At 70.6% G+C, this 22931-nt stretch carries 12 protein-coding genes; 2 read left to right on the forward strand and 10 right to left on the reverse strand.

Annotated elements, in window-relative coordinates:
• Positions 1-16: 16 nt before the first annotated feature.
• The 5 genes from pcaDC to ACZ7N4_RS13810 all read right to left on the reverse strand — a co-directional run bounded on the left by pcaDC (position 17) and on the right by ACZ7N4_RS13810 (position 6147).
• Complete coding sequence (gene pcaDC / locus ACZ7N4_RS13790; protein WP_471357691.1) at positions 17-1312, reverse strand: bifunctional 3-oxoadipate enol-lactonase/4-carboxymuconolactone decarboxylase PcaDC; 1296 nt, start codon at positions 1310-1312, stop codon at positions 17-19.
• Positions 1313-1344: 32 nt separating this feature from the next.
• Complete coding sequence (locus ACZ7N4_RS13795) at positions 1345-2451, reverse strand: IS110 family RNA-guided transposase (RefSeq protein ID WP_471357694.1); 1107 nt, start codon at positions 2449-2451, stop codon at positions 1345-1347.
• A gap of 602 nt (positions 2452-3053) precedes the next feature.
• The gene (locus tag ACZ7N4_RS13800; protein WP_471357697.1) at positions 3054-4595 is read right to left on the reverse strand and encodes a prenyltransferase/squalene oxidase repeat-containing protein; all 1542 of its coding nucleotides are present in this window, start codon (positions 4593-4595) and stop codon (positions 3054-3056) included.
• Between the two features lie 128 nt (positions 4596-4723).
• Positions 4724-5713 carry a terpene synthase family protein gene (locus ACZ7N4_RS13805; RefSeq protein ID WP_471357700.1) on the reverse strand — a complete coding sequence of 330 codons (990 nt, stop codon included), beginning with the start codon at positions 5711-5713 and terminating at the stop codon, positions 4724-4726.
• Positions 5714-5943: 230 nt separating this feature from the next.
• Positions 5944-6147 carry a cold-shock protein gene (locus tag ACZ7N4_RS13810; RefSeq protein WP_471357701.1) on the reverse strand — a complete coding sequence of 68 codons (204 nt, stop codon included), beginning with the start codon at positions 6145-6147 and terminating at the stop codon, positions 5944-5946.
• A gap of 135 nt (positions 6148-6282) precedes the next feature.
• Here ACZ7N4_RS13810 and ACZ7N4_RS13815 point away from each other — a divergent pair, with 135 nt between their 5' ends.
• Both ACZ7N4_RS13815 and ACZ7N4_RS13820 read left to right on the forward strand, forming a co-directional pair.
• Entirely contained in the window at positions 6283-7473 is a 1191-nt protein-coding gene (locus ACZ7N4_RS13815; RefSeq protein ID WP_471357704.1) for an SDR family oxidoreductase, read from the forward strand.
• An 86-nt stretch (positions 7474-7559) separates the two neighbouring features.
• Complete coding sequence (locus ACZ7N4_RS13820) at positions 7560-14969, forward strand: SDR family NAD(P)-dependent oxidoreductase (RefSeq protein WP_471357707.1); 7410 nt, start codon at positions 7560-7562, stop codon at positions 14967-14969.
• Between the two features lie 285 nt (positions 14970-15254).
• On the opposite strand, the gene ACZ7N4_RS13825 is transcribed toward ACZ7N4_RS13820, so the two are convergent.
• The 5 genes from ACZ7N4_RS13825 to ACZ7N4_RS13845 form a co-directional block, all read right to left on the reverse strand.
• A complete protein-coding gene (locus ACZ7N4_RS13825) occupies positions 15255-15674 on the reverse strand; it encodes an ABC transporter transmembrane domain-containing protein (RefSeq protein WP_471357709.1) in 420 nt (139 codons plus the stop codon).
• Positions 15675-15812: 138 nt separating this feature from the next.
• The gene (locus ACZ7N4_RS13830) at positions 15813-18128 is read right to left on the reverse strand and encodes an MMPL family transporter (RefSeq protein ID WP_471357711.1); all 2316 of its coding nucleotides are present in this window, start codon (positions 18126-18128) and stop codon (positions 15813-15815) included.
• Between the two features lie 458 nt (positions 18129-18586).
• Complete coding sequence (locus ACZ7N4_RS13835) at positions 18587-20317, reverse strand: ABC transporter ATP-binding protein (protein WP_471357714.1); 1731 nt, start codon at positions 20315-20317, stop codon at positions 18587-18589.
• 80 nt (positions 20318-20397) lie between these two features.
• Complete coding sequence (locus ACZ7N4_RS13840) at positions 20398-21216, reverse strand: SDR family NAD(P)-dependent oxidoreductase (RefSeq protein WP_471357716.1); 819 nt, start codon at positions 21214-21216, stop codon at positions 20398-20400.
• Positions 21217-21253: 37 nt separating this feature from the next.
• Positions 21254-22654, reverse strand: a complete 1401-nt coding sequence (locus tag ACZ7N4_RS13845; protein ID WP_471357719.1) for a hypothetical protein — start codon at positions 22652-22654, stop codon at positions 21254-21256.
• Positions 22655-22931 lie beyond the last annotated feature (277 nt).

The raw sequence follows: 22931 nt of genomic DNA on the forward strand, positions 1-22931 counted from the left end.
GGCCGTCTCCCGGGCGCTACCCGGCGGGCGTGGTCTCCTCCCGGATCACCTGCCGGGCCACGCGGAACGCGCTGTTCGCGGCCGGCACCCCGCAGTAGACGGCCGCCTGGAGCAGCACCTCCTTGATCTCCTCCGGGGTGAGCCCGTTGCGCAGGGCCGCCCGCGTGTGGGAGGCCAGCTCCTCCAGGTGGCCGCCCGCGACCAGCGCGGTGAGCGTGATGCAGCTGCGGGTGCGGCGGTCCAGGCCCGGCCGGTCCCAGATCTCGCCCCAGGCGTAGCGGGTGACGAAGTCCTGGAAGTCCCCGGAGAACTCGTCGGCCTGGGCCAGGACCCGGTCCACGTGCGCGTCGCCGAGCACCTCGCGGCGGATCTTCAGCCCGGTCCGGTAGCGGTCCGGCGGTCCGACGGGCTGTGCCGGTGCGGGAGCCGGGGCGATCTCGGCGACCGGCGCGGGCTGCGGTGCCGCGGCCGGGACCGCGACCGGGGCGGCCGGCGTGCCCGGCAGGACGGTCTGCCCGGTGTCGAAGGGCTGCTGCCAGGCGGTGCCGAAGTGGTGCACCAGCAGGTCGGTGACGGCGGCGGGCTGCTCGACCGGCACCAGGTGGGAGGCGCCGGGGACGACCGCGAGCCGGGCGTCCGGGATGCCGGCGACCAGGGTACGGGCCTCGGCGGGGCCGGTGACCTGGTCGTCGGAACCGACCAGCACCAGGGTCGGCACCCCGACCCGGCCCAGCTCGGGCCGTACGTCGAAGGCGGCGAGGGCCTCGCAGGCGGCGATGTAGCAGCCCGGGTCGGTGGTGCGGACCATCTGTACGGCCCACTCGGTGATCGCGGGCTGCGCGGCGGCGAACCCGCCGGTGAACCAGCGGTCGGGCGCGGTCCGGGCGATCGGGTCGAGCCCGTTGGAGCGCACGACCACCCCGCGCTGCCGGAACTCGTCCGCGGTGCCGAACCGGGGCGAGGCCGCGACCAGGGCGAGCGAGGCGAGCCGCTCGGGGTGGCGCAGGGCCAGCTCGATGCCGATCGCCCCGCCCAGCGCACAGCCCGCGTAGCCGAACCGCTGCACGCCGAGCGCGTCCAGCGTGGCCAGCAGCCGGGCGGTCAGCTCGGCGACGGAGCCGGCCGGGTGGGCCGGGGCCCCGCCGTGACCGGGCAGGTCGAAACGGAAGATCCGCCACTGCTCGGCCAGCTCCGGCACCTGACGGTCCCACATGTGCCATGTGGTACCCAGTGAGGGACCCAGGATCAGGACCGGAGCGTCTTCTGGCCCGTCAAAGCGGTATTGCAGGGTGTTCGGGGGTGTCTCACTCACGCCCCAGACCCTCTCACGTCTCACGGACGCCCCTATAACGCAGGGGTGCGGGAACCCGGTCTGACCAGGTTGAAGACCTCGCGGGCTGCGTATCGCTTGAGGCATCGGATGATCTCGCGTCGGGTCTTGCCTTCCTGGGTGCGGCGTTCGTAGTACGCCTGGGTACGCGGGTCATGGCGCAGGCGGGTGAAGACGATGCGGTGCAGGGCGGCGTTGGCCTGCCGGTCGCCGCCGTAGTTGAGTCGGCGCGTGCTCCGCCGGCCGGAGGAGTACTCGATGGGGTTGACTCCGCAAAGGGCTGCAAAGGACGCCTCGGTGTTCAGCCGCTCAGGGTTGTCTCCCATGGTGATCAGGAGAGTGACTGCGCTGTCCGGGCCGATGCCCACCGGTACGAGTAGCTGTGGGGCGTGGTTTTCGACAAGCCGGGTCAGGCGTTGGTTCAGCTCGGTGATCTGCACGGTGAGCTGCTCGATGCGTTCGGCGAGCATGCGCAACGTGAGGTGGGTGGCCTGGGTCACCGTCACCGCGTCCTCATCTCCTCCACCGCCGGGTAGGCCGAGGCGTGCGCAGGTGCGGAACAGCTCGCGGTTACCCAGGCTGGTCAGCCGTTCCCGCAAGGCGGGCTCGGCGATGACCAGGACGGCTTTGAGCTGGTTGATCGCCTGGGTGCGGGCCTTGACTGCGGAGTCCTTGGCGAGCTTGAAGATCCGGGCGCTGTGCACCGGACCGTCGCCGGACTTGGCCCGGGCCCGGGCGCGGCCACTGAGCACGGCTCGCGCGGCGGCCTGAGCGTCGAGCGGGTCCGACTTCCCGAGCAGTCGGCGGACTGACCGGTCGGGCCGGTTCACTTCGAAGACCTGGATCTGCTGGGCGAGCAGGTAGCGGGACAGGCCCGCGCCGAATGTGCCGGTGCCCTCTACCCCCGCTCGACGCACCGTCCCCCGCTTACGGGCCCACACAAGCAGCTGCCGGTAGCCGGCCGCCGTTGCCGGAAAGGACTCGGTTCCCAGAACCTTCCCCAGCGGGGAGATCACGGCCGCGACATGCACCTCGCCGTGCGTGTCCACGCCCAGGACGACCTCGCCCGGCACAGGAGGATCCGTGCTGGTGGAGGAGGTGCTGCGCTGTCTGGTCGTCATGATGGGTCGTCTCCCAAGTGGTGAGGTGATGGCTGGGGTGGATGGCACCGGCCTGCTCGGGCGGTCTGAACCGTGATGGCGCCTGAAACTCGGCAAGGCCCCTATTGGGACACGCCCTGTGGCTCGGTGGCAGGCAGCATCCCGCAACGACAGTCGACAGGTCCGTGACTGGACACTTCGGTCATAGATCTCATGAGTCAGACCCCCGTCCGGGACGGCACTGCACTACCGTCCCATCGATCCTGTGCAACGGCGTGGCTCGATCACTGCCGTATGACTTCGAACGAACCGATGCTCAACTTGGCCTGGACAAGCTCTCGCCGAGTCGACTTCTCGGGTAGTGGCGATCGGCGTTGACGGGCAGTCGCGTGGCCTTACCGGCTGCTCTTCGCCAGCCACGGGGTGGCTTCAGGTACTGGGCCACGGGGCCAAGGCACGTTGCCACCGTGGTCTTCCCGTGCGTTTCCACGTTGGGATTCCACGGGCGATGTGGAGCATGAAGGTTGTGGTCCTCCGGCTGTGAGGTGCGCCGATGAAGCGATCCACGCACGTCCTACGCCTTCCGCGTCCCCGCCTCGCACCGGTCGAACCTCGATGACCGGCTACGCGGCATGGCGTAGGTCGCCCAGTGCGGTGAGGGCGAAGACGGAAGCGTGGGTGGGGTGGTAGTAGGGGATGGGGCGAGGCGCGAGTTGCTCGGGGGGTGAGGTGAAGGCGCCGTCGGGTTGCTGGTGAGCGAGCAGATAGGCGAGGGCTTTGCCGGTCCAGGCTGGGCGATCCAGGGCGGCGGCCACACTGAGGGCGTGAGCGGTGCTGCTGGCGTCGCTGTCATCCCCCGCCTGGTGGCCGAAGCCCCCATCCGGGTTCTGCGTCCGCTCGAGGTAGGCACCGGTCCGACGCAGAGACATCTGGACGCGTTCGCCCAGCGGGACGCTGATCGCGGGTGGCAGGCAGGTCAGGGCAGCGGTGGCGCGGCGCAGGCCGTGGGTTTCGGCCAGACTCCAGCTGCGTTCGAACGTGCCGTCGGAGTGCTGAACGTCCAGCAGGTGGAGCGTGGCGCGATGCAGGAGGGGGGCGTAGCGGTCGGCGTCAGGAGCGAGGGCGAGGATGGCGTTGGCGGTCATAACGGCTTCGGAGGGATCGCCGTGCAGATAGGTGGGGAAGCCTCCGTCGTCGCCGGCCAGGCGGGCCAGGTGGGCGCGCCCGCGGTGAAGAGCATGAGCATGGCGGACGGAGTCGATGGCGTGGAGGGCTTCGAGGACGGCGCCGGTGCTCTCGGCGTCGCACTGGGTGACGCGTTCGGTGTAGGCCCAGCCACCGTCGGGATGCTGGTGGAGGGCGAGGTAGTCTCCGATGTCCAGCACCAGTTCCTGGTGCTGGGGCAGGGCGCAGCGGGCCAGGGCCAGGGCGGCGACGGCGGACAGGAAGAGGGTGTGGCCGGCGACGAAGGGGAGCCCACCGTCGGCGTTGCGTACGTGCAGCAGGGCGTCGATGCCGTCGGTGACGAGCGGGCTGCCCGGGTCGGCGTGGTGCAGGGCGATCAGGGCCAGAGCGTGCGCACCGACGTTACCCTCCCACACCTCGCGTCGGCCCGCCGCCAGTCGGCCCGTGAGGAAGCGGCTGTCCTCCGCGGCCGGTTCCTGACCAAGGCCGTGGGCGGCGAGTATCTTCATGGCGCAGCCGGTGACTTCTCCCCAGGTGGTCTGCCCGCGGTAGTCCAGGCGGGCGGCCTCGGCTGGGTAGGGTCCCTGTCCGAGGACGGCCAGGTAGAGAGCGAACAGCCTCCGCTTGCGGCCCCGAGTGTGAGCAGGCGTGTCGGCCAGCGCGTGGTCGAGGACGTGCGGCTGCTGGGGCAGGCCCAGCGCCGCCCGGGCGAGTACCTGTTCCACAGGATGCAGGTGTGGGTCGGTCCGGCAGGTGGTGATGAAGTGCTCCAGACCTGCCTGGACGCGGGGGTAGAGGCGCCGTCGGCGTAAGAGGGCGAGCGTGAGCGCGGACTCCAGTACGCGGCTCAGCGTCGGCTCCCGGAAGGCGCCGCGGTCGTCGAACGCGGCCGCGACCCGGTCAGCCACCCGCTCCGTGCACTGCCGCAGTGCGTGCTGTTCGTCGTCCCGGCCTTCGGGCTGCATTAAGGTTCCCGTCATCTCATGGCCTTTCCTGATCGGTCGGACATGTCGTCGGCTGGACACCTGCGGCTGCCGCGGCTCGGCGGCCCCACGGCTCGCGGCCGGCCCAGCGGTGGCAGCCGGTGCCAACGTGCCGGGCGGTGCGGTCAGCGGCTCGGCGTGTGCTGTGCGGGGCGGGCAGGTGGCGTGTAGCGGCCGGATTCCTGAAGCCAGGCCAGGTGCGTTGCGGGCATGGTGCAGATCGTGTGCGCGACTTGGGCGACACCGGCCCGGGCGGAAGGGCTCAGCGGCCGGGTGGCGTGGTGCAGCTCCCGGCGTGCGGCGGTCATCTGCCGGGCCCGCTGCTCGATGCGGTCGCTCACCTGCCGTACGGCGACTGCGAGGGGGCAGCCTGTCGCGCGCTGCAGGACGATGACGTAGTTCGTGCTCTCCCCCGCCGCAGCCTCCCTCGGATAGGACAGCAGGTCGTTGGTCCACGCGGTCAGGTCGTTCGACGCGTCGCGCATCTCTTGCCACGCACGCGTTGCTGCGATGCCGGCAGGGACCTCGGCGTGGTGCAGGGCTTCGACCAGGTCGTACATGAACGCGCCGTTGGCGTCCCTGCGCAGCGCGGGATAGTCCTCCGGGCTCGGTGTGGTGCCGTGTCGGCGGTGAGCGATCTGCGTCAGGAAGGCGTCCCGGTGCCGGTGCAGGTGGTCGCGGAAGCGGCGGCGCCAGGCCGACGACATGCCGGCGGCGCTGGCGGGCCACAGCCCGGCCACCGCAGCGACGACCGGGGATTGCGGGGACAGGGTGGAGCGAGGGCGGCCGTCGAGGACTGCGGTGAGCGCCGCGTAGGTATCGACCACCGCCGCCTGGGAGCGGCCCATGGGGCCTTCGTCCTGCTCGTCATCGAGGTGGAAGAGCATCGTGATCCACCTCGCCAGCCGCTCGACGTCCCCCGCTGCGGCGTCGGGGATCATGCGGGCCGCCATCCGGTGAAAGCCCGCCGCACGCAGCCGCGCCCGACCGGAGTCGCCGGTCGCCAGGCCGGTCTTGGCCGCCCACGCGTCAAGCCCGCGCCCGATCCGTTCGGCCTGCGGGTGAATCCGGCGTGGCACGTCGATGTCCGGACCGAACGCAAAGACGTGCCCCATGGCCCTGCCCATCCCCCACACACGCGGTCAGTGAGGACTTACCCGCCCCGCACGCCACCGATACGTCATCACCGGCCTCTCCACCTGTTCACGAGTGCGGAGTGCTTTACTGACGCACCGCTCTCCCTCGGCGGATCGGGCCGGAGAGCTCCGGCCACAGGTATCGGCAGGCCATGGCCGCCGACCACGTCGGCCGCCCACCGGCAGGGTCGGGTCCACATCCCTGCCAGTCAGTAGATCGTGACGTTCGTCGCCTGCGGCCCCTTCGTTCCTTTGCCGACCTCGAACGCGACGCGTTGCCCTTCCTCAAGAGAGCGGAATCCCTTCGCCTGGGTTTCGCTGTAGTGGACGAAGACGTCCTCACCCCCCTCATCAGGCGTGATGAATCCGAAGCCCTTTTCCGCGTTGAACCACTTCACGATGCCCGTAGCCACGGTTGCGCCTTCTGTCGACGTCTGAGTGCCCCGCTGGAGCCGCCGGGAGACGTACCCGTCTCGAGGACCCTGAAGCTGTAAGTCACCCGAACGGGGACAGATAGCGACGCGATTTCAATCGAACAGTATTTTTGGATGATTACTTTGCGTTTTGATCTTTCTTACGCATTCGTCCATGCTGACGCCGTGACCGTCTTGATTACAGGTGCCACCGGGTTCGTAGGTTCGCGTATCGCCCATGCCCTGCTGACGACGCGGGACCAGCGTGTGATCGCGTTGGGCCGGGGTGACCTTGTCGCCCTGCGGCGACGGGTCGTGGCCGCGGTCAGCCTGCACGGCGATATGGGCGCCGATGCGCTGCGGCGGCTGCAATGCGTCACGGGTGACGTGACGCTGCCGTGGTTGGGGTTATCGCCCGGGATGCACACACGGCTGGCGGATCAGGTCGATGCCGTATGGCACTGTGCGGGCGACATCGCGCTGGCGGGTGAGCGGGACCGGCTCTTTCGGGTGAATGCCCACGGTACGGCCCAGGTGCTCGCCTTCGTCGACCGGACCCGGCCAGGCTGCCGCCTGGTGCACGTGAGCACGATGGCGGTTGCCGGGGACAGGCCCGCCGGTGTGGTGCGCGAAGACGACCTCACCGACGCTCATGGATTCGTGACGCATTACGACGCCTCCAAGTACGAGGCGGAGCAACTGGTCCGCGGTTGGAGTGCTGGTCATGGCCGTCCGGCGGTGGTGCTGCGGCCCGGCGTCGTCGCCAGCGACCGACCGCTGCCGGAGACTGCGGCCGGGCACCCTCTGGCGCTGCTGGGGCGCATGATCGAGGCTGTTGCCAGCGGCGGGGCCCCCGGTATCCCGGCCCTTGCCCAACGTTCCTCCGGTGCACAAGTCCGGCTGAGGCTGGAGGCGTCTTCCTCCGCAACGTTCAACATCGTGCCGAGTGACTACGCGACGGCAGCGATGGTCCGCATCGGACACGACACACCTCATGACCGTGCTGCGGTGTACACCTACCACATCGTGCATCACACGCCCACACGGCTGGCAGACCTGCTCAGCGCCTTCGAGGACCACTACCCCGGTCTTCGGCTGGAGTGTGCGGAGCGCTTCGATGACGCCACACCGGCCGAGCAGTTCGTCGCCACGCATCTCACCGGGTTCCTCAGCTATTGCCGTCTTCAGCACACCTTCGACCGCACCCGTACCCTGACCGCCACCCCCGGCCTGCCCGAGCCCGCCCCACTCGGGGCGCCGTTCCTCAAGCGGGCGCTCGGGTTCGGAACCCGCTCGGCCGGCAGCCCGGCCATGAGTGCCTCCTGACCCACCGCACTCCCACCGGCTCGGGAGGCTTGCCCCACGCGTAAGCGCTCCGACTCGCCACCTCTCCGTCTCTGCCTGGAGCACCGTTGTCTCTGCGTACGTCCATGCTGCCCGAGGACGCCATTGCCGTAGTGGGTTCCGCCTGTCGGCTGCCCGGCGGGATTCATCATCTGGACGACCTGTGGGCGGCCCTGGCAACCGGCGCCGACCTGGTGACCGAGGTACCCCCGGACCGCTTCCCGGTCGCGGACTTCGTCGACTCCAGCCGCCGTCCGGGCCAGTCGTACACCGCGGCGGGTGGATTCCTCGACGACGTGTCCGGATTCGACACCTCCTTCTTCACCGGCATCTCGCCGAGGGAAGCGGCCCAGATGGACCCGCAGCAGCGGTTGCTGCTGGAGATGACCGTGGAAGCACTGGACGACGCCGGTGCCGACGCCGCAGCATTGGAAGGCTCGGACACGGCGGTGTTCATCGGCTGCTCAAGCCGTGATTACGGCGAACTACAGTCGGCCTCACCGGAGTCGGGGAACGCCTACACCATGTCGGGGATGGCTGGAGCCATCGTCGCGAACCGGTTGTCGCACTACTTCGACTGGCACGGGCAGAGCGTGACGGTCGACACCGCCTGTTCCTCCGCCCTGACCGCCGTGCACCAGGCATGCGAACACCTGCGGGGCGGGCACGCTCGCGTCGCCGTCGCGGGCGGTGTCACCGTCCTCCTCAACCCTCATATCTTCTCCGGCTTCTGCAACGCCTCCATGCTGTCGCCGACGGGCCGTTGCCGCCCCTTCTCCGCACAGGCCGACGGCTTCACCCGCGCGGAAGGCGGCGGACTGGTCCTGCTCAAGCGGCTGGCCGACGCCCGCGGCGACGGAGACCGCGTCCACGCGGTGATCGTTTCCAGCGGCGTGAATAACGACGGCCGTACTCCCGGCCTGGCGCTCCCCAGCAGCGCCGCGCAGGAGGCGCTGCTGCGCCAGGTGTACGAGAGGGCCGGGCTGGTCCCCGACGACGTCGCTTATCTGGAAGCGCACGGTACCGGCACCCCGGCGGGGGACCCCCTGGAGGTCGAGGCGATCGGCCGGGCTCTGGGCGTCGGCCGCAACCGGGGCCCCCTTCCGATCGGGTCGGTGAAGAGCAACCTCGGTCACTCGGAAGCGGCCGCCGGCATGTCGGGGCTGTTCAAGGCCCTGCTGGTCCTCAAGCACCGCCAAATTCCGCCGACTTTGCACGCCGGACAACTCAACCCCGCCATCCCCTTCGACGAGCTGAACGTGCGGCCGGTCACGCGGCTGGAACAGCTCGACGGACCCGGCGCGGTCGTGGCCGGGGTGAACTCGTTCGGTTTTGGCGGCGCCAACGCCCACCTCGTCGTGGCCGCCTGTCCCTCTGACGACATCGGGCCGAAGCCCAGGCCACGCGCAGTGCCGGTGGTGGTGTCCGCCCGGACACCGGCCGCACTGGCGCAGGCGAGCCAGCGGATGGCGGAGCACCTCCAGTTCGCCGACGACGACCTCTACGACGTCGCCTACACCTCGACGCAGCGCCGCACCCGCCATGAGCACACCGCCTGCGTCTGGGCCGAGAATGCGTCACAGGCGGCCGAGGCCCTGCTGCAACTCGCGGGAGGCGAGCAGCCCGAAGCGGCCGCCCACGCCGTACGAGCCGCCCCCGGCCGGGTGGCGTTCGTCTTCGACGGCAACGGGTCGCAGTGGGCCGGCATGGGTACCGACCTGCTGGACGAGCCGATCTTCGCCTCCGCCATCGACGAGGTCGACGCGTGCCTGCGGCCTCATCTGAGCTGGTCGGTGCGTCAACGGCTCGCGGCCGGTTCACCGGATCTGGAGCACACCGAAATCGCCCAGCCGTTGCTGTTCGCCGTGCAGGTGGGGCTCGCCCGGCTTTTGTCGGCACGGGGCATCGAGCCGGACGCGGTCGTCGGCCACAGCATCGGGGAGATCGCCGCGGCGTACGTCGCCGGCTGTCTCGATCTGGAGCAGGCGTGCCGTGTCGTGGCGGTGCGCAGCCGGGCTCAGGCGGCGACGGCCGGCAGTGGCCGTATGGCCGCGGTCGGCCTGAGCCGCGAGGAAGCAACCAAGGAGCTGGCGGCCTTCCACGGACGCCTCGAGATCGCCGGGGTCAACAGTCCCGGTGACGTCACCATCGCAGGCGACGCCGGCACGCTGGCGGAACTGGGCCGGCAACTCACGGCTCGCGATGTGTTCTTCCGCATCCTGGACCTCGACTACGCCTTCCACTCACGGCACATGGAGCCCGTGCGCGAGGAAGTCGCGGACCCCCTGCGCACTCTGCGCCCGCGCCAGGGCCGCTTGATGTTCGCCTCCACGGTGACGGGCACGCTCCTGACGGGGCAACGGCTCGACGCGGACTACTGGTGGCGGAACGTGCGGGAACCCGTGCTGTTCTCCGACGCCGTACGGGCGCTGGCCGGCGAGAACTGCACCCACTTCGTCGAAGTCGGCCCCCACCCCGTCCTGTCCACCTACCTGAAACGGCTGCTGCCCGGCCACGTCGGTGCGCACACCACACTGCGCCGCGACACCCACGGCCCCACCGCACTGCGCCGCGCCACCGCCGCAATCATCGCCGCCGGAGCCCCCACCAGCGCACAGTGCTTCCCCCGGCCGGGCAAGGTCGTGTCCCTGCCCGGGTACCCGTGGCAGCGCGAGCGGCACTGGAGCGGAACGCCCGACTGGTGGGTCACCGTCCCCCAGGACAAGACCCTGGTGCATCCCCTGCTGGGCCGCCGGGCGGCTGTCGCAGAGCCCACCTGGCACCAGCAGCTCACCCGCACCCGGCTGCCGTGGCTGGCCGACCACCAGGTCGGGACGAACGTCGTCATGCCGGCGACCGCCTACCTGGAGGCCGCGCTGGCGGCGGGCCGCGCCGGACTGGGCACACGGTGTGAGGTCACCGACCTCGATGTGCTCAGGCCCATGACGCTGCCGCGCTCCGACGACCCGGCCTCGATGTCGATCCAGACGTCGCTGTCCGTCGAGGACGGCATCGTGGTCATCGCTTCCCGCACCGATGCCGCCGCGCAGTGGACACCGCACGCCCGAGGCCGCGTCCGCCGTCTCACCGTCCCCGCTCCGGCGCCGCTCGGTCACCGAGGCGACGGCACAGTGGTCGAGGCCGCCGTGCACTACGAGCACGCCGCCCGGGCAGGCTTGTCGTACGGCCCGGCGTTCCAGGTCCTGACCGGCCTGAACGTGTCCGCCACGCAGGTCACCGCAACCTACCGCCTGCCCGAACTGCCCACATCCGACGGCGCCGACTTCGAAGCGCACCCCGTGATCTGCGACGGCGCCCTGCAGGCAGCCGCCCCGCTCCTCGCCCAGGTCGCCGGCGGCCGCATGTTCCTGCCCACCGCGATCGGGTCCGCCCGCGTATGGCGGCATCCCCCGGCAGACGGTCTGATCCACGTGACACTGCGCCACCTCACCGGCGCGGACGCCGTCATCGATGTGACCGTGACCCAAGAGGACGGCACCATCGCCGTCCAACTGTCGGGCTGCCGCCTGCACGCCGTTTCCAGCCGGGACGAGGTGCAGGACCTGGCGACCGTGCTGCGGTACGCGCCCCGCTCGGGCCGGTCCCAGGTCACGGCTCCCGCGCCGTTGCCCGACCCGGCGCACACAGTGGCCGCCACGGCCCCTGCTCGGGCCGCCTTCGAGGAGGAGCAGGCCGACGACTACCGCCGCTTCGCACCCATGGTGAAGACCACGGCCGGGCACTACGCGGCCGCCGCCTTCGCCGCTCTGCTACCGGGCAAGGACCGCTTCCGGCTGCGCGACCTGCTGGAAGCGGGACTGCGACCGCACTACGTCCCCTACGCGCGCCTGCTGGCCGGGCTCGCGACCCGGGCCGGCCTCCTGGAGCACCTGCCCGCCCAGGCCACCGGAGAGGACAGCTGGCACCTCACCGGAGCGGAACCCGCCCCGGAAGCACACCTGCGACAGTGCGCGGAGCGCTTCCCCCAGTGGATCACCGCCATCGCCCTGTACTCCCGCTGCGGCACCCATCTGACCGACATCCTCACCGGCCGCACCGATGCCCGCGACGTGCTGTTCAACGAGGCCGACCGCCACCTGGTGGAAGCCTTCTACGCCGACACCCCGCAGATGCGCGCTCACAGCCATTACGCCCGCCTCGTCCTGGAGGAAGCGCTGCGCGCCTGGCCGGCCGACCGTCCCCTGCGCATCCTGGAGGTCGGCGCCGGCACCGGCGGCCTGACCACAGCGCTGCTCCCCGTGCTCCCCCGGCACCTGACCCGTTACACCTTCACCGACATCACGGCGGCCTTCTTCCCCCGCGCGCAAGCCCGGTTCGCTGACTACGACTTCCTGGACTTCCGCACGCTCGACCTCAACAGCGACTTGGCCGAACAAGGCTTCCAGCCCGGCTCCTTCGACCTGATCGTGGCCGCGAACGTGCTGCACGCCACAACGGACCTGCGCGCCACCTGCACACGCCTCTCCCAGTTGCTCGACACCGGCGGACAGCTGCTGGCAGTGGAGAGCCACGACGAGGAGATCCTCGGCCCCTGCTTCGGACTCCTGCCCGAGTACTGGTCCTTCACCGACGAGCAGCTACGCACCAGTCCCCTGCTGCCCCGAGCCGCGTGGGCACCTCTGCTCTCCGAGTGCGGTTTCGACGACGTCGTCGACACCGGAAGCGGCCACACCGAAACCGCGGAGGACTACTGCCTGCTCCTCGCCCGCAGGCACACCTCACCGGCAGCCCACGCGCACAACGAACCACCGGCCACCGACGCGCCGGCTCTCCGGACCGGCGAGCCCTGGACGATCGTCACCGACGCCGCCGGCAGGCCCCTCGGCACCGCCTTGACCACGGCCCTCGCAGCCGCCGGAGCCGACGCCATCATCACCTCCGTGTCCGGCACAACGGACAGGTGGCCCGAGTCGCTCACCGACCAGGTGTCGCCACGCATCGTGCTGCTCCTCGGGCGCGACCAACAGCAAGAGGACGCTGCTGTCATCACCAAGGCCGCTGGTGCCGTGAAAGCCGCGGCAGCCACGCTCGCCGCAGCGGGCCAGGCCGACCCCGAGCTGTGGCTGGTCACCCCGCCGACCGGTCTGCACCCCGCGCCTGCGGACACCGGCGCCAGCCCATGGGCCGCGGCGGTATGGGGCATCGGCCGGGTTGTCGCCAACGAGCACCCCACCGTGACCGTACGCCGTATCAGCCTCTCCCCTTCCCGCGATCACACATCCGACGCAGCACGACTCCTCGCCGAACTCCTCGAACCAGGTGAGGACGACGAAGTGGTACTGGAAGCCCAAGGGCGCTTCACCCCTCGCGTGCGAGCCCTGCCGACCGCCACCCGTCAGGCAGGTCCCCACGACCCCTACCGGCTGAAGCTGAGCCATCCCGGCCGGGGCCACCAGCTGACCTGGGCGCCGCACACGGTGGAACGCCCCGGCACGGGCGAGGTGGTCGTGGGCGTCAAGGCCGCCGCACTCAACTACCGCGACGTGATGCTCGCCGAAGGCATGCTGCCACCCGGCGCCGAACCGGCCACTCCCACCGGACCGCTCCTCGGCCTGGAGTGCGCCGGCGTCATCACCGCCGTCGGACCGGACGTCACCGACTGGTCGGTGGGCGACCGCGTGTTCGCCTTCGCCCACGGCGCCTTCGCCTCCCACGTACGCGTACGCACCCAACAGGCCGGCCGGATCCCCGACCACATGACCTTCGAGCAGGCGGCGACCCTGCCCGCCGTCCACCTCACCGTCCAGCACAGCCTGGAAACGCTCGCCCGCCTGCAGGCCGGCGACACGGTGCTGGTGCACGGTGGCGCCGGCGGCATCGGTCTGGCCGCCCTGATGTACGCCCGCCACGTCGGCGCCCGCGTGACCGCCACCGCAGGCACCCCGGCCAAGCGCGACCTGCTGCACGCCCTGGGCGCCGACGCGGTCTGCAACTCCCGCGACCTCTCCTTCGGCCACCGGGTCCGCGAACTGACCAACGGAAAGGGCGTCGACGTCGTCCTGAACTCCCTGGCCGGCGAAGCCATCGCGCGCAGCCTCGAATGCCTGAAGCCCGGCGGCCGGTTCATCGAGCTGGGCAAGCGCGACATCTACGCCAACTCCCCGCTGCTCCTGCGCCCCTTCCGGGACAACCTGGCCTACTTCGGCGTCGACATCACCCGGCTCATCGCGGACGCCCCCGCACAGGCCGCGGCCGCCTTTCGCACGCTCACAGACCGCGTCACCGACGGCACCTACCGGCCCCTGCCCCACCAGAGCTACCCGGCATCCCGCATCCGCGACGCCTTCGACGCACTGCGCCACTCCCGCCATCTGGGCAAGGTCGTCGTCTCCTTCACCGACAGCCTGCCCATCGCCGTCGAAGACCCGCGTCCGGTGCCGCACCTCGACGCCGACGCGACCTACCTGGTGACCGGCGGGCTGAGTGGGCTGGGCGCGACGACCGCCCGCCATCTGGTCACCCGGGGCGCCCGCCACCTGGCCCTCGTCTCCCGCCGCGGCGCCGAGGCTCCGGAAGCCGCGGGCCTGCTCGCCGACCTCGAACGCGCCGGCGTGACCACCCAGGTGCACGCGGCGGACATCACCGAGCGCGAGGCCGTCCGGGCGGTCATCACGGAAGCGGACCGGCACGGCCGTCCGGTGCGCGGCATCGTGCACGCCGCCATGCACCTGGACGACGCCCCGCTGACCGACCTCACCGCCGAGCGCTTCGCCGCCGTCCTGGCGCCCAAGGTGCGCGGTTCCGAGGTGCTTCACGCGCTCACCGAGGACCGTGATCTCGACTTCTTCGTCACCTACTCCTCCGTCGCCGCTCTGGTCGGCAACCAGCACCAGGCGCCCTACGCGGCCGCCAACCTGTACATGGAAGCGCTGATGCGCACACGGCGCGACCGGGGACGACCGGGTCTCTCACTGGCCTGGGGCGGCATCTCCGAGACCGGATACGTCGCACGGACGAACATGACCGACACCATCACCCGTTCCGGCATCGGACTGATCACCCCAGCCATGGCCCTGACCGCACTCGACCGGCATCTGAGCCGCTCCGAGGGTCATGCAGCCGTCGGTGTCATGGACTGGGAACGCCTCACGCACCTGCTCCCGGCGCTCACCGTGCCCAGGTTCTCCGCCCAACTGGGCCACCTCGGCAGCCGGGTACAACGTACCCAGGCCCATGACCTGCGCCAGCGCCTCAAGGCCGCCGAAGGCGACCAGGCCCGCCTCGAACTGATCACCGGGACACTCGTCGAAGCCACCGCGCACATCCTGCAGACCACCCCGGACCGCGTGGACCCTTCCGCCAACCTGGTCGACCTCGGACTGGACTCGCTGATGGGCGCCGAGCTGAAAGTAGCCCTGGAGCAGACCTTCGGCTGCGAACTCTCCCTCATGGAACTGATGGCCGCAGCGACCATCGACGGCATCGCTCACCGCATCCATCGCGTCATGCACAAGTAACGGCACCGCCGGCTCAGGCCCCGGACCGCAGCACCCGCGCCCCGCTACGACGTCTGCACGGAGTAGTGCCGGGTCGCGGGTGCTGCACCAGAGGCGGACGGACGCCTCTGCGGGCAGAGGCCGCCGCGCTTGGCAGGGAAGGCGGTCAGCCTGCCCAGGACGGTGTCCGGGTCGTATGTCCTCACCAGATCAACGGGCTCGACGAGTTCGTAGAGAGCGCCCCGGGGCGGGAACATTGACCAGGAGGAACGTCCCAACAGTCACCAGGGGGAGCTGGGGATCCAGTCAGGTCATTGTCGTCAGGATTGCCAGGACGCCGAAGGCGGCCGCCGGGACGTGCACCAGACCGCTCTCCAGCGCCGCGGGGACCTGGCCGGTGTCATGGACGATCCGGGCGGTGAGGTCGCCCGCTCCCCCTGCCTGGACGTCGGCGAGGGGCAGTCGCAGCGTGTGGTGGGCGACCCGCGCCCGCAGGCCCCGTGCGACGCCCTCCCCCGCGCGGGCCAGCATCCAGGCGCAGCCGGCCTGAGCGGCGGACGCCGCCAGCGTCAGACAGGTCAGGGCGGTGAGGGCGCCGGCGACCGGTTCGCGTCGGACGAGTGCGGTCACCACCGCGCTGATCGTCCGCGGCAGGGCGAGGAGGCTGCCCGTCGAAGACCAGGCGAGCGCGGCGGCGACGGCGAACCCGGCGCGGCTGCCGGGCACGAGGCCGACCGTCTTCAGGCCGCTGGTGGGTGGTGTCCGGTGACCGCCCGGAGCGCAAGGCCCCTTGCTACTCAAGGCCACTGTTGACACCGGTCGGCGTCTCGCCGCCCCGAACCGTTCGGCACGTCACGACGCGGTTCACTCGAGTGCCCGCCTCCTCACCCGTTCGTGTGGCCGTCCCGAATCCTCACTGTCCGGTGCCCTGTCACCGTCGCGGTGGGACAACGGGCTGGCCGGAGCGCGCCGGCGGGTTGCGGGGGTCCACCAGTTCGCCCGGCCGGCCAGCTGCATCACCGCCGGGACGAGGACACCCCGGACGACGGTGGCGTCGAGGATGACGATGGCGGCCATGGTCGCGCCGAGAACCACCAGCAGACGCACCTGGGACACCATCAGCGCGCCCATGCTGACGGCCACCACCAGCGCGGCGGCGGTGAACAGCCGACCGGTGTGTTCGATACCGAACACGATGGAAGCCGTGTTCCGGCGCGTACGCCGCCACTCCTCCACCATGCGGGAGACGAGGAACACCTCATAGTCCACGCAGAGTCCGAACGCGAGGGCAGCGGCCAGCAACGGCATGGTGATCTCCAAGGCGCCCTCACCACCGCCCGCGGGCGGCCCCAGGAGCTGCCACCGCTGGAACAGCAGCACCATCAGCCCGAGCGCCGCGCCGATGCTCAGTCCCCCCAGGGCGGCGGCCTTCAGCGCGATCAGCAGACTCCTGGTGAAGGCGAGCAGCATGATGAACACCCCGCCGAGTGTCAGGGCCGCCCACCAGCCGCACGCGGACGTCACCGCCCGCCTGGTGTCGGCGAGATGGGCGGCCGTTCCGGCGACCTGTGCCGGGCCCGGCGCCGGCGTGCCGCGGACGGCGTCGACCAGCCTCGCGGTCGCACGGGACTGCACGGGCTCCGCCGCGAACGCCACCACCAGTGTTCCGCGCTTCGCGGACGCCGTGGTGTGCCGGGCTTCGGCGGGCCTCCCGCCGGTGTAGTCCCCCGCGGCGGTGCTCACCCGCGTCGTGCCGGGGAGCGTCGACAGGTGCCGTGCGTAGGCGTCCAGACCGGCCGCCTCGGCCACCGGGTCCGTGCGGGGCAGCACCACTGTCAGTTGTCGATCGGGCGGGTAGGGGAAGTCGCGGCGGACAGCTTCCGCGGCGGCTCGCGCCTCGGCTCGGGGCGGCAGGATGGTCTCGTCCATCAGAGCGGGACGAAGTCCGAGGACCGGCGTCGCCAGTCCCAGGAGCAGCGCGGAACCGGCCAGGGCCCACAGCACGGGCCGCCTGGTGACGGTGACGGCGACCTGCCGCCAGGCAGGGCTGACCGATGCGCCGGTGACGGACCGGCGCCGGGGCATGATGAGCCCGTCGATGCGCTCGCCCAGTACGGCCACCAGTGCGGGCAGCAGGAACACGGTGCCTACCGCGCAGAACGCGACGACGATCAGCGAAGCGATCGCGAGCGACCGGATGAGCCCCAACGGGAACACCATCAGCGCCGCCATGCACCACGCCATGGTGAGGGCGCAGCAGACCACCGCCCGTCCGGTGGTAGACATCGCTCGCCCGACCGCTTCCTCCGCGGCCAGTCCACGCGCGCGCTCCTCTCGGTAGCGGGAGAGCGTGAACAGGGCGTAGTCGACGGCCAGACCGAAGCCGAGGGCGCAACTGAGGTTGACCGCGAAGACCGTCACCGGCGTCAGCCGGGTCACGACCGACAGCACGGCCAGGGCTCCGGACGCCGCAGCCGCCCCGATCGCCACGGGCACGAGCGTGGCACCGAGAGAGCCGAAGGCCAGCACCAGAACCAGGAGAACCACGGGCAGGTTGAACATCTCCGAGTGCAACAGATCGCGTTGCGCCTGCTCGGTGGCGGTGACGTTCACCCAGGCCGGGCCGCTCACGGACAGTCTCAACCCCGGAGCGGCGGCCCGCAGGACCGGCACCAGGCTGCGGGCCGTGCGGGCGGCATCGGAGTCGCTGCCCTTGAGGTCGATGCGCAGCAACGCGCCACGCCCGTCCGCGGTGCGCAACGGGCCCAACCCGGTGCTCCAGTACGACAGCGCGACCTCGACTCCCGGTGTGCGTGCGGCCAGTTCGGTCACCCGGCGGCCCTGCTCCGCCACGCCTGGCGAGTCGACCGGCTGGCCGGGCCGGGCGTACAGGACGAGATCGGGAGTGCTCGCGGCGAACGGTCGCGCGGCGGCCTCGGCCCGCCAGGCGGCCGTACCTTCCGCGTTGTAGCCTCCGTTGGACCACCGGCCGCCCATGCTCACGCCCAGCACGGCGCACAGCGCGAGCAGGCAGGCCGCGGAACCGAGCACCCACCAGCAACGGCGGAACGACCACCGTGCCACTGCGTCGAGCAGGCCGGCCGCTCGCCCGACGGCGGCACGAGCCCTCGGGACCACGGTCTCCTGGGGAACGGCAACTTCCGCCGATTCGTCAGGCATCAGGCACGCTGTCCCTTCGGGTGGCCGGTACATGACGGGGTCTGTCTCCTGCACCCCGGGGCTTCTGCCCAACGCCCGGCCGAGGTGACGGACACGGTTCCTCACCCGTGCGTGTGCCGGTGACGGGACACTCTGCGCCGCTCCCTGAAGGCGGGTCGGTTGGAGAGAAGGATGGGAGCCGAAAGGCGTGAAGCCCCACAGCACTTCCCGCGAAGCGCCCCCAGCACTTCCAGAGAGGGCACACCATGCCGACTGCGCTCGTCTCCGGAGCCAGCACCGGAATCGGCCGGGCGCTGGCCCGCGCTCTGGCCGGCGCGGCCCGTCCACCGGCGCATCTTCACGCCCCGGCCGGATGCCTACCGACGTCCGGCTCCGTTCCTGACGGGCGCTGTGGGGGCGGCGCGGCCGGCTGAGGGGCAGGCGTCCGCACGCGCTTGGCGTAGGGCGGCGGGTGGGGGTCAGAACTCCGAGTAGCCCGAGGAGGCTGTGGCGTAGCCGGAGAAAAGATCCCTGTAGTGGATGTTGCTGGCAAGCAGTTCTTCGTGGCTGCCGTTGACAACTGTTCCGTCCTCTCCGATCAGAACGACGTGCCGCGCGTTGTGGACGATGGACGGTCGGTGGCTGGCGACGATGACGCAGCGAGTTGCCGATAAGTCGACGAGGGCTTGGAGGATGCGGCGTTCGCTGATGCCGTCCAGGTGGGAGTTCGGTTCGTCGAGGAGGACGATGTCGCTGTCAGCGAGGAGAGCACGGGCCACGGCCAGGCGCTGGCGTTGACCGCCGGAAAGGTCGTGTGCGCGGCCGAGGGGGGTGCCGAGGGTTCTGGGGAGGCGCAGGACGGCCTCGCGCAGACCGACCTTCTCCAGCGCGTCCAGCAGCGTCTCGTCGCTGACCGGTCCCTCAAGGCCGAGATGGAGGTTCTCACGAAGGGTGCCCTCTATCAGCGTGGCGTGCTGGTCGACGTAGGTGGTGCGCCGACGTAGCTCGCTGAGAGGCCAGCTGTCCACGGGGCGTCCCAGCACACGGATCTCACCTTGATCGGTCGACGCGAGGCGGTTGATCAAAGTGAGCACTGTGGACTTCCCGGTGCCTGAGGGGCCGACGAGGGCGGTCAGGCCGGTTGCGGGAGCGTGAAAGCTCGCACGGTCCAGGACCGGGCTGCCTCCGGGATGGCGGAAGGTCACGTGGTCGAACGTCACGGCTTCAGCTTCGCTGCAGGTCGATTGCAGGCTGGACGGTGTGGCGTTGTCCGTTTCCGCGGTGATCGTGAAGAGGTCACGGAAACGGCCTTGCGCAGCCAGCCCGGCCTGCATGTGGCCGATGCCCAGGGCGATGATGGCCAGGGGGGAGGTGAGGTGCAGCAGGTAGAGGAAGAAGCCGCTGAAGGAGGCGAGAGAGAGCGCCCCTCGCGTGATCTGCTGTCCTGCTACTAGGGCTACGGCCAGCACCGCGATCTGCTGACCGAGGCTCACCACCGGGCCGGTGAGGCACTGGAGTCGGGAGACAGGCAGACATGCGGAGCGCACGTCTGCCGCGGCGTGTCTGAGTTTTCGTGCGGCTGCGGCTTCGTAGCGGCACGCCTTGACGGTGACGAGCGCGGTGAGGTGGGCGGTGAGACCTTGGGCGAGTTGTCCGAGGGCGCGCTGCTGGGCGCCCGCGAGGTGTTTCATGCGAGCCGTCATCAGGGCGATACAGGCGCCGGCCAGACTGAAGGCGCCGACGGCGACCAAGGTGAGGACTGGGTCGATGACAGCCATGGCGGTGAGCGTGGCTGCGGTGGCGATCATCGCCACCGGGAGATGAACGAGACCGGTTTCGATGAGTATGCGCAGCACCACGGCGTCAGAGGTGACCCTGGCGGTGAGAGCGCCGGTGCCCTCGTCGCGGACGGCATGCAATGGCAGCCGCAGCAGGTGGTCCATGGCCTGGCAGCGCAGTCGTAGTACGGCGAGTTCGCCGATTCCGGCCAGCAGCCATCCGGCGAGGGCTTGGAATCCGGCTGCGCACAGGACAGCAGTGCTCATGCACAGGGCGGCACGGGTGATCGGCTGATGGTGGGTGAGGGCGTCCGTCACGACCATGGCCAGCCATGGCACGGTCAGGCCGGCAGCGGACGCGAAGAGAGACAAGACGGCGGCCAAGGCGAGCAGCACCCGATTGCCACGCAAGAGATCACGACCGAGGCGCACTCCGGGCACCGCAGTGCCCAGGCCGCACCACCGGGTGGGACTGAGGGGCGCATCGACGTGGGTGTGAGCCGTCCCAACTGTCATGCCGCGGGGTCCGCGGTGCATGGGGCATCGGGCGGGGCAAGGGCCGACCGAGCGCGGCCGAGGTCCCAGCTGCATGCGGACGTCAGCGTGCGGGGCAGGTGCCGCAATCCCCAGGCGCAGGCCCTGTAGCGGCGGGTGGGGATGCTGACCAGGCGGCCTCTGGCGAGGTCGCGCATGGCGGCGGTGACGACCTGCTCGCTGTTCAGCCACATCCACGAGGGCAGGTGGCCGACCTCCAGCCCCGCCCGCTGGTGGAATGCCGTGCGGATGTAGCCGGGCAGCAGGGCCATGATGCGTACCCCGCTGTCTCGGACCGGCGCGGAGCGGGCGATGGACTCGGTGAAGGCGAGCACCCACGACTTGCTGGCGGGGTAGGTGCTGGCCAGCCAGGTCGGACCGTAGGCGGCGACGGACGCGACGTTGACGACGGCGCCATAGCCGCGCTGCATCATGGCGGGCAGGACGGCCTGTGTCGTGCGCAGCACACACCCGATGTTCAGCTGCAAGAGAGCCTCTTCGGCACCGGAGTCACTGGCGGGAAAGGCCGCGGCGACCGCCATGCCGGCGTTGTTGACCAGCAGGTCCGGGACGGTCCGGGCCAGACTTTCCGTGAGCCTGCTGCTGCCGGGGGCGGTTGCCAGGTCGGCGGCCATGACAGTGACCCGCCGACCGGGGCTTCGCAGCAGGTCGGCCGTACTCTCCAGATCGCGCTCGGTGCGGGCGACCAGCGTCAGGTCGTAACCGGCCCCGGCCAGGTGTACGGCGAAGGCCAGTCCGAGGCCCGAGGTGGCTCCGGTAATCACCGCGCTCGGCATGACGGCCCTCCGCTGCGCGGGGAGGGAGGACGTCCGCTCACCGCGGCTGCGGGACGTCGTCGGGCGTGAACTGCACCGCCGTGCCGTACTGGTCGAGCAGACCCTGGAAAGGCTGGGAGGGCAGGCCGGGCTTCCACAGTTCCACGGCCATCTCCCCGTGGTACAGCAAGGGCCAGCGCACGTAGACCCGCGGGTCCGTGGGGTCGTTGATGGCGTGTGACCGGCGGACGGTGTTGCGTGCGATCTCTACGGTCAGGTCAGTGCCGCAGCCGAACCCGTAAGGAAACTGCTCACGGTCGGCTTCCACGGTCTCGATCACTGTGTCATCGCTGGAGGTGACGCCGACGTGGGCGTGAATACCGGCGCGGACCAGGGGAACCTCGCGTTCACCGTTCGGGTCCGGGCCCCATGTGCCGGCCATGTCTTTGGTGACACGGACGGTGGGGCAAGCCTCCATCAGAGCACAGATCTCCCATGTCTCCACCGACGGCTGCATCGGCAGCGTGCCGCTCGGCGCCAGGACGCGCAGACGCCGTCCACCGGCCAGACGCGGCTCGACGGCCACGACCTGCTCACGGGTCAATGCCCGCTTGTCGACGTCCCAGGAGCCCGAGGCACTGACCACCAAGCAGCCGAGGTCGGGGTCGAAGGCGAAGAGCATGCCCTCACTGAAGCCGCGCACCCCCATGTAGATCTCGTACATGTCGGCCAGTTGGTCGGAAACGAAGTCGGACACCTTCAACGGCGGCGACAGCAGACCCAGTTCACCCATCCGACGGCCCGCAGCGGCCAGTTGCTCGGGGGCGGTGGCGGCCTGCCACGCCTCGGCCGTGATGGCGTCGCGGACGGTGTCATAGTCGTCGGCGACCTGCTGGGCGCAGGCTGCGGTGACGAGCCGGTCCCGCATGCGGTCGGCGGTGTCGTCCATCTCGGTGGGGTGGCCGCCCTCCATGGTGCACAGAGTCACCTCCGCCACCCGGCCGGGAGCGTCCCCGCGGGACACGAACAAAACCTTGGCCGCGCCCAGTCGGCCCATGGCGGTGCGAGCGGTGGCGACGACTTCGGCGTGGGGCAGGGTGCTCAGCCGCTCAGGCACCTCGACCACGGCGACGACGTGGCGCGGGTTGCGGCGCAGACCGTGACGCTGGCGCAGCATCGCGCTCAGTGGCGGGTAGTTCTCGGGGATCCGATCCCTCAGTGGCTGCGGCCCTTCTGGGATCTGCCCGCACATGAGCATCAGGTCGACGTCACCGTGGGAACGGTCGAAGACGGAGTGGCCCTGGAGCTCGAAAGCGGCGACCAGACGGTCGAGGAAGGCTCGTAGCGCCTGGTGTTCGGCCGGCACCTCTCCGATGACCTGCACCGTGCACGGGCGCCACCAGCCGCATGCGGTCAGGTCGGTGCTGACGGTCGGTGGGGCAACCGGTGAACTACTCATGGCCTGCCTTCCAGATACGTCGTCGAGGCCGCGTCGAGGTGGGCTGTCGTGGGCCGGGTTGTGGCCGGCGGCGCGGGAGTGCGACGGCGACAGAGATCCGGCTGCCCGTGTCGTGCAGGTGGCGGATCCTGCGGGGGGGACCAGCACGGCGGTGACCCTACCGGCGCTTCGGAGAACGGTGGCTCACCGTCACCCTTCCGGTAAAGGACGCTCCGCGGGCTGACGCCACCTCCTCACCCGATCGCGCAAACCTGCAGGTGGAGCCGACAGAGGCGCT

Source organism: Streptomyces sp. NPDC107654 (assembly GCF_055639035.1).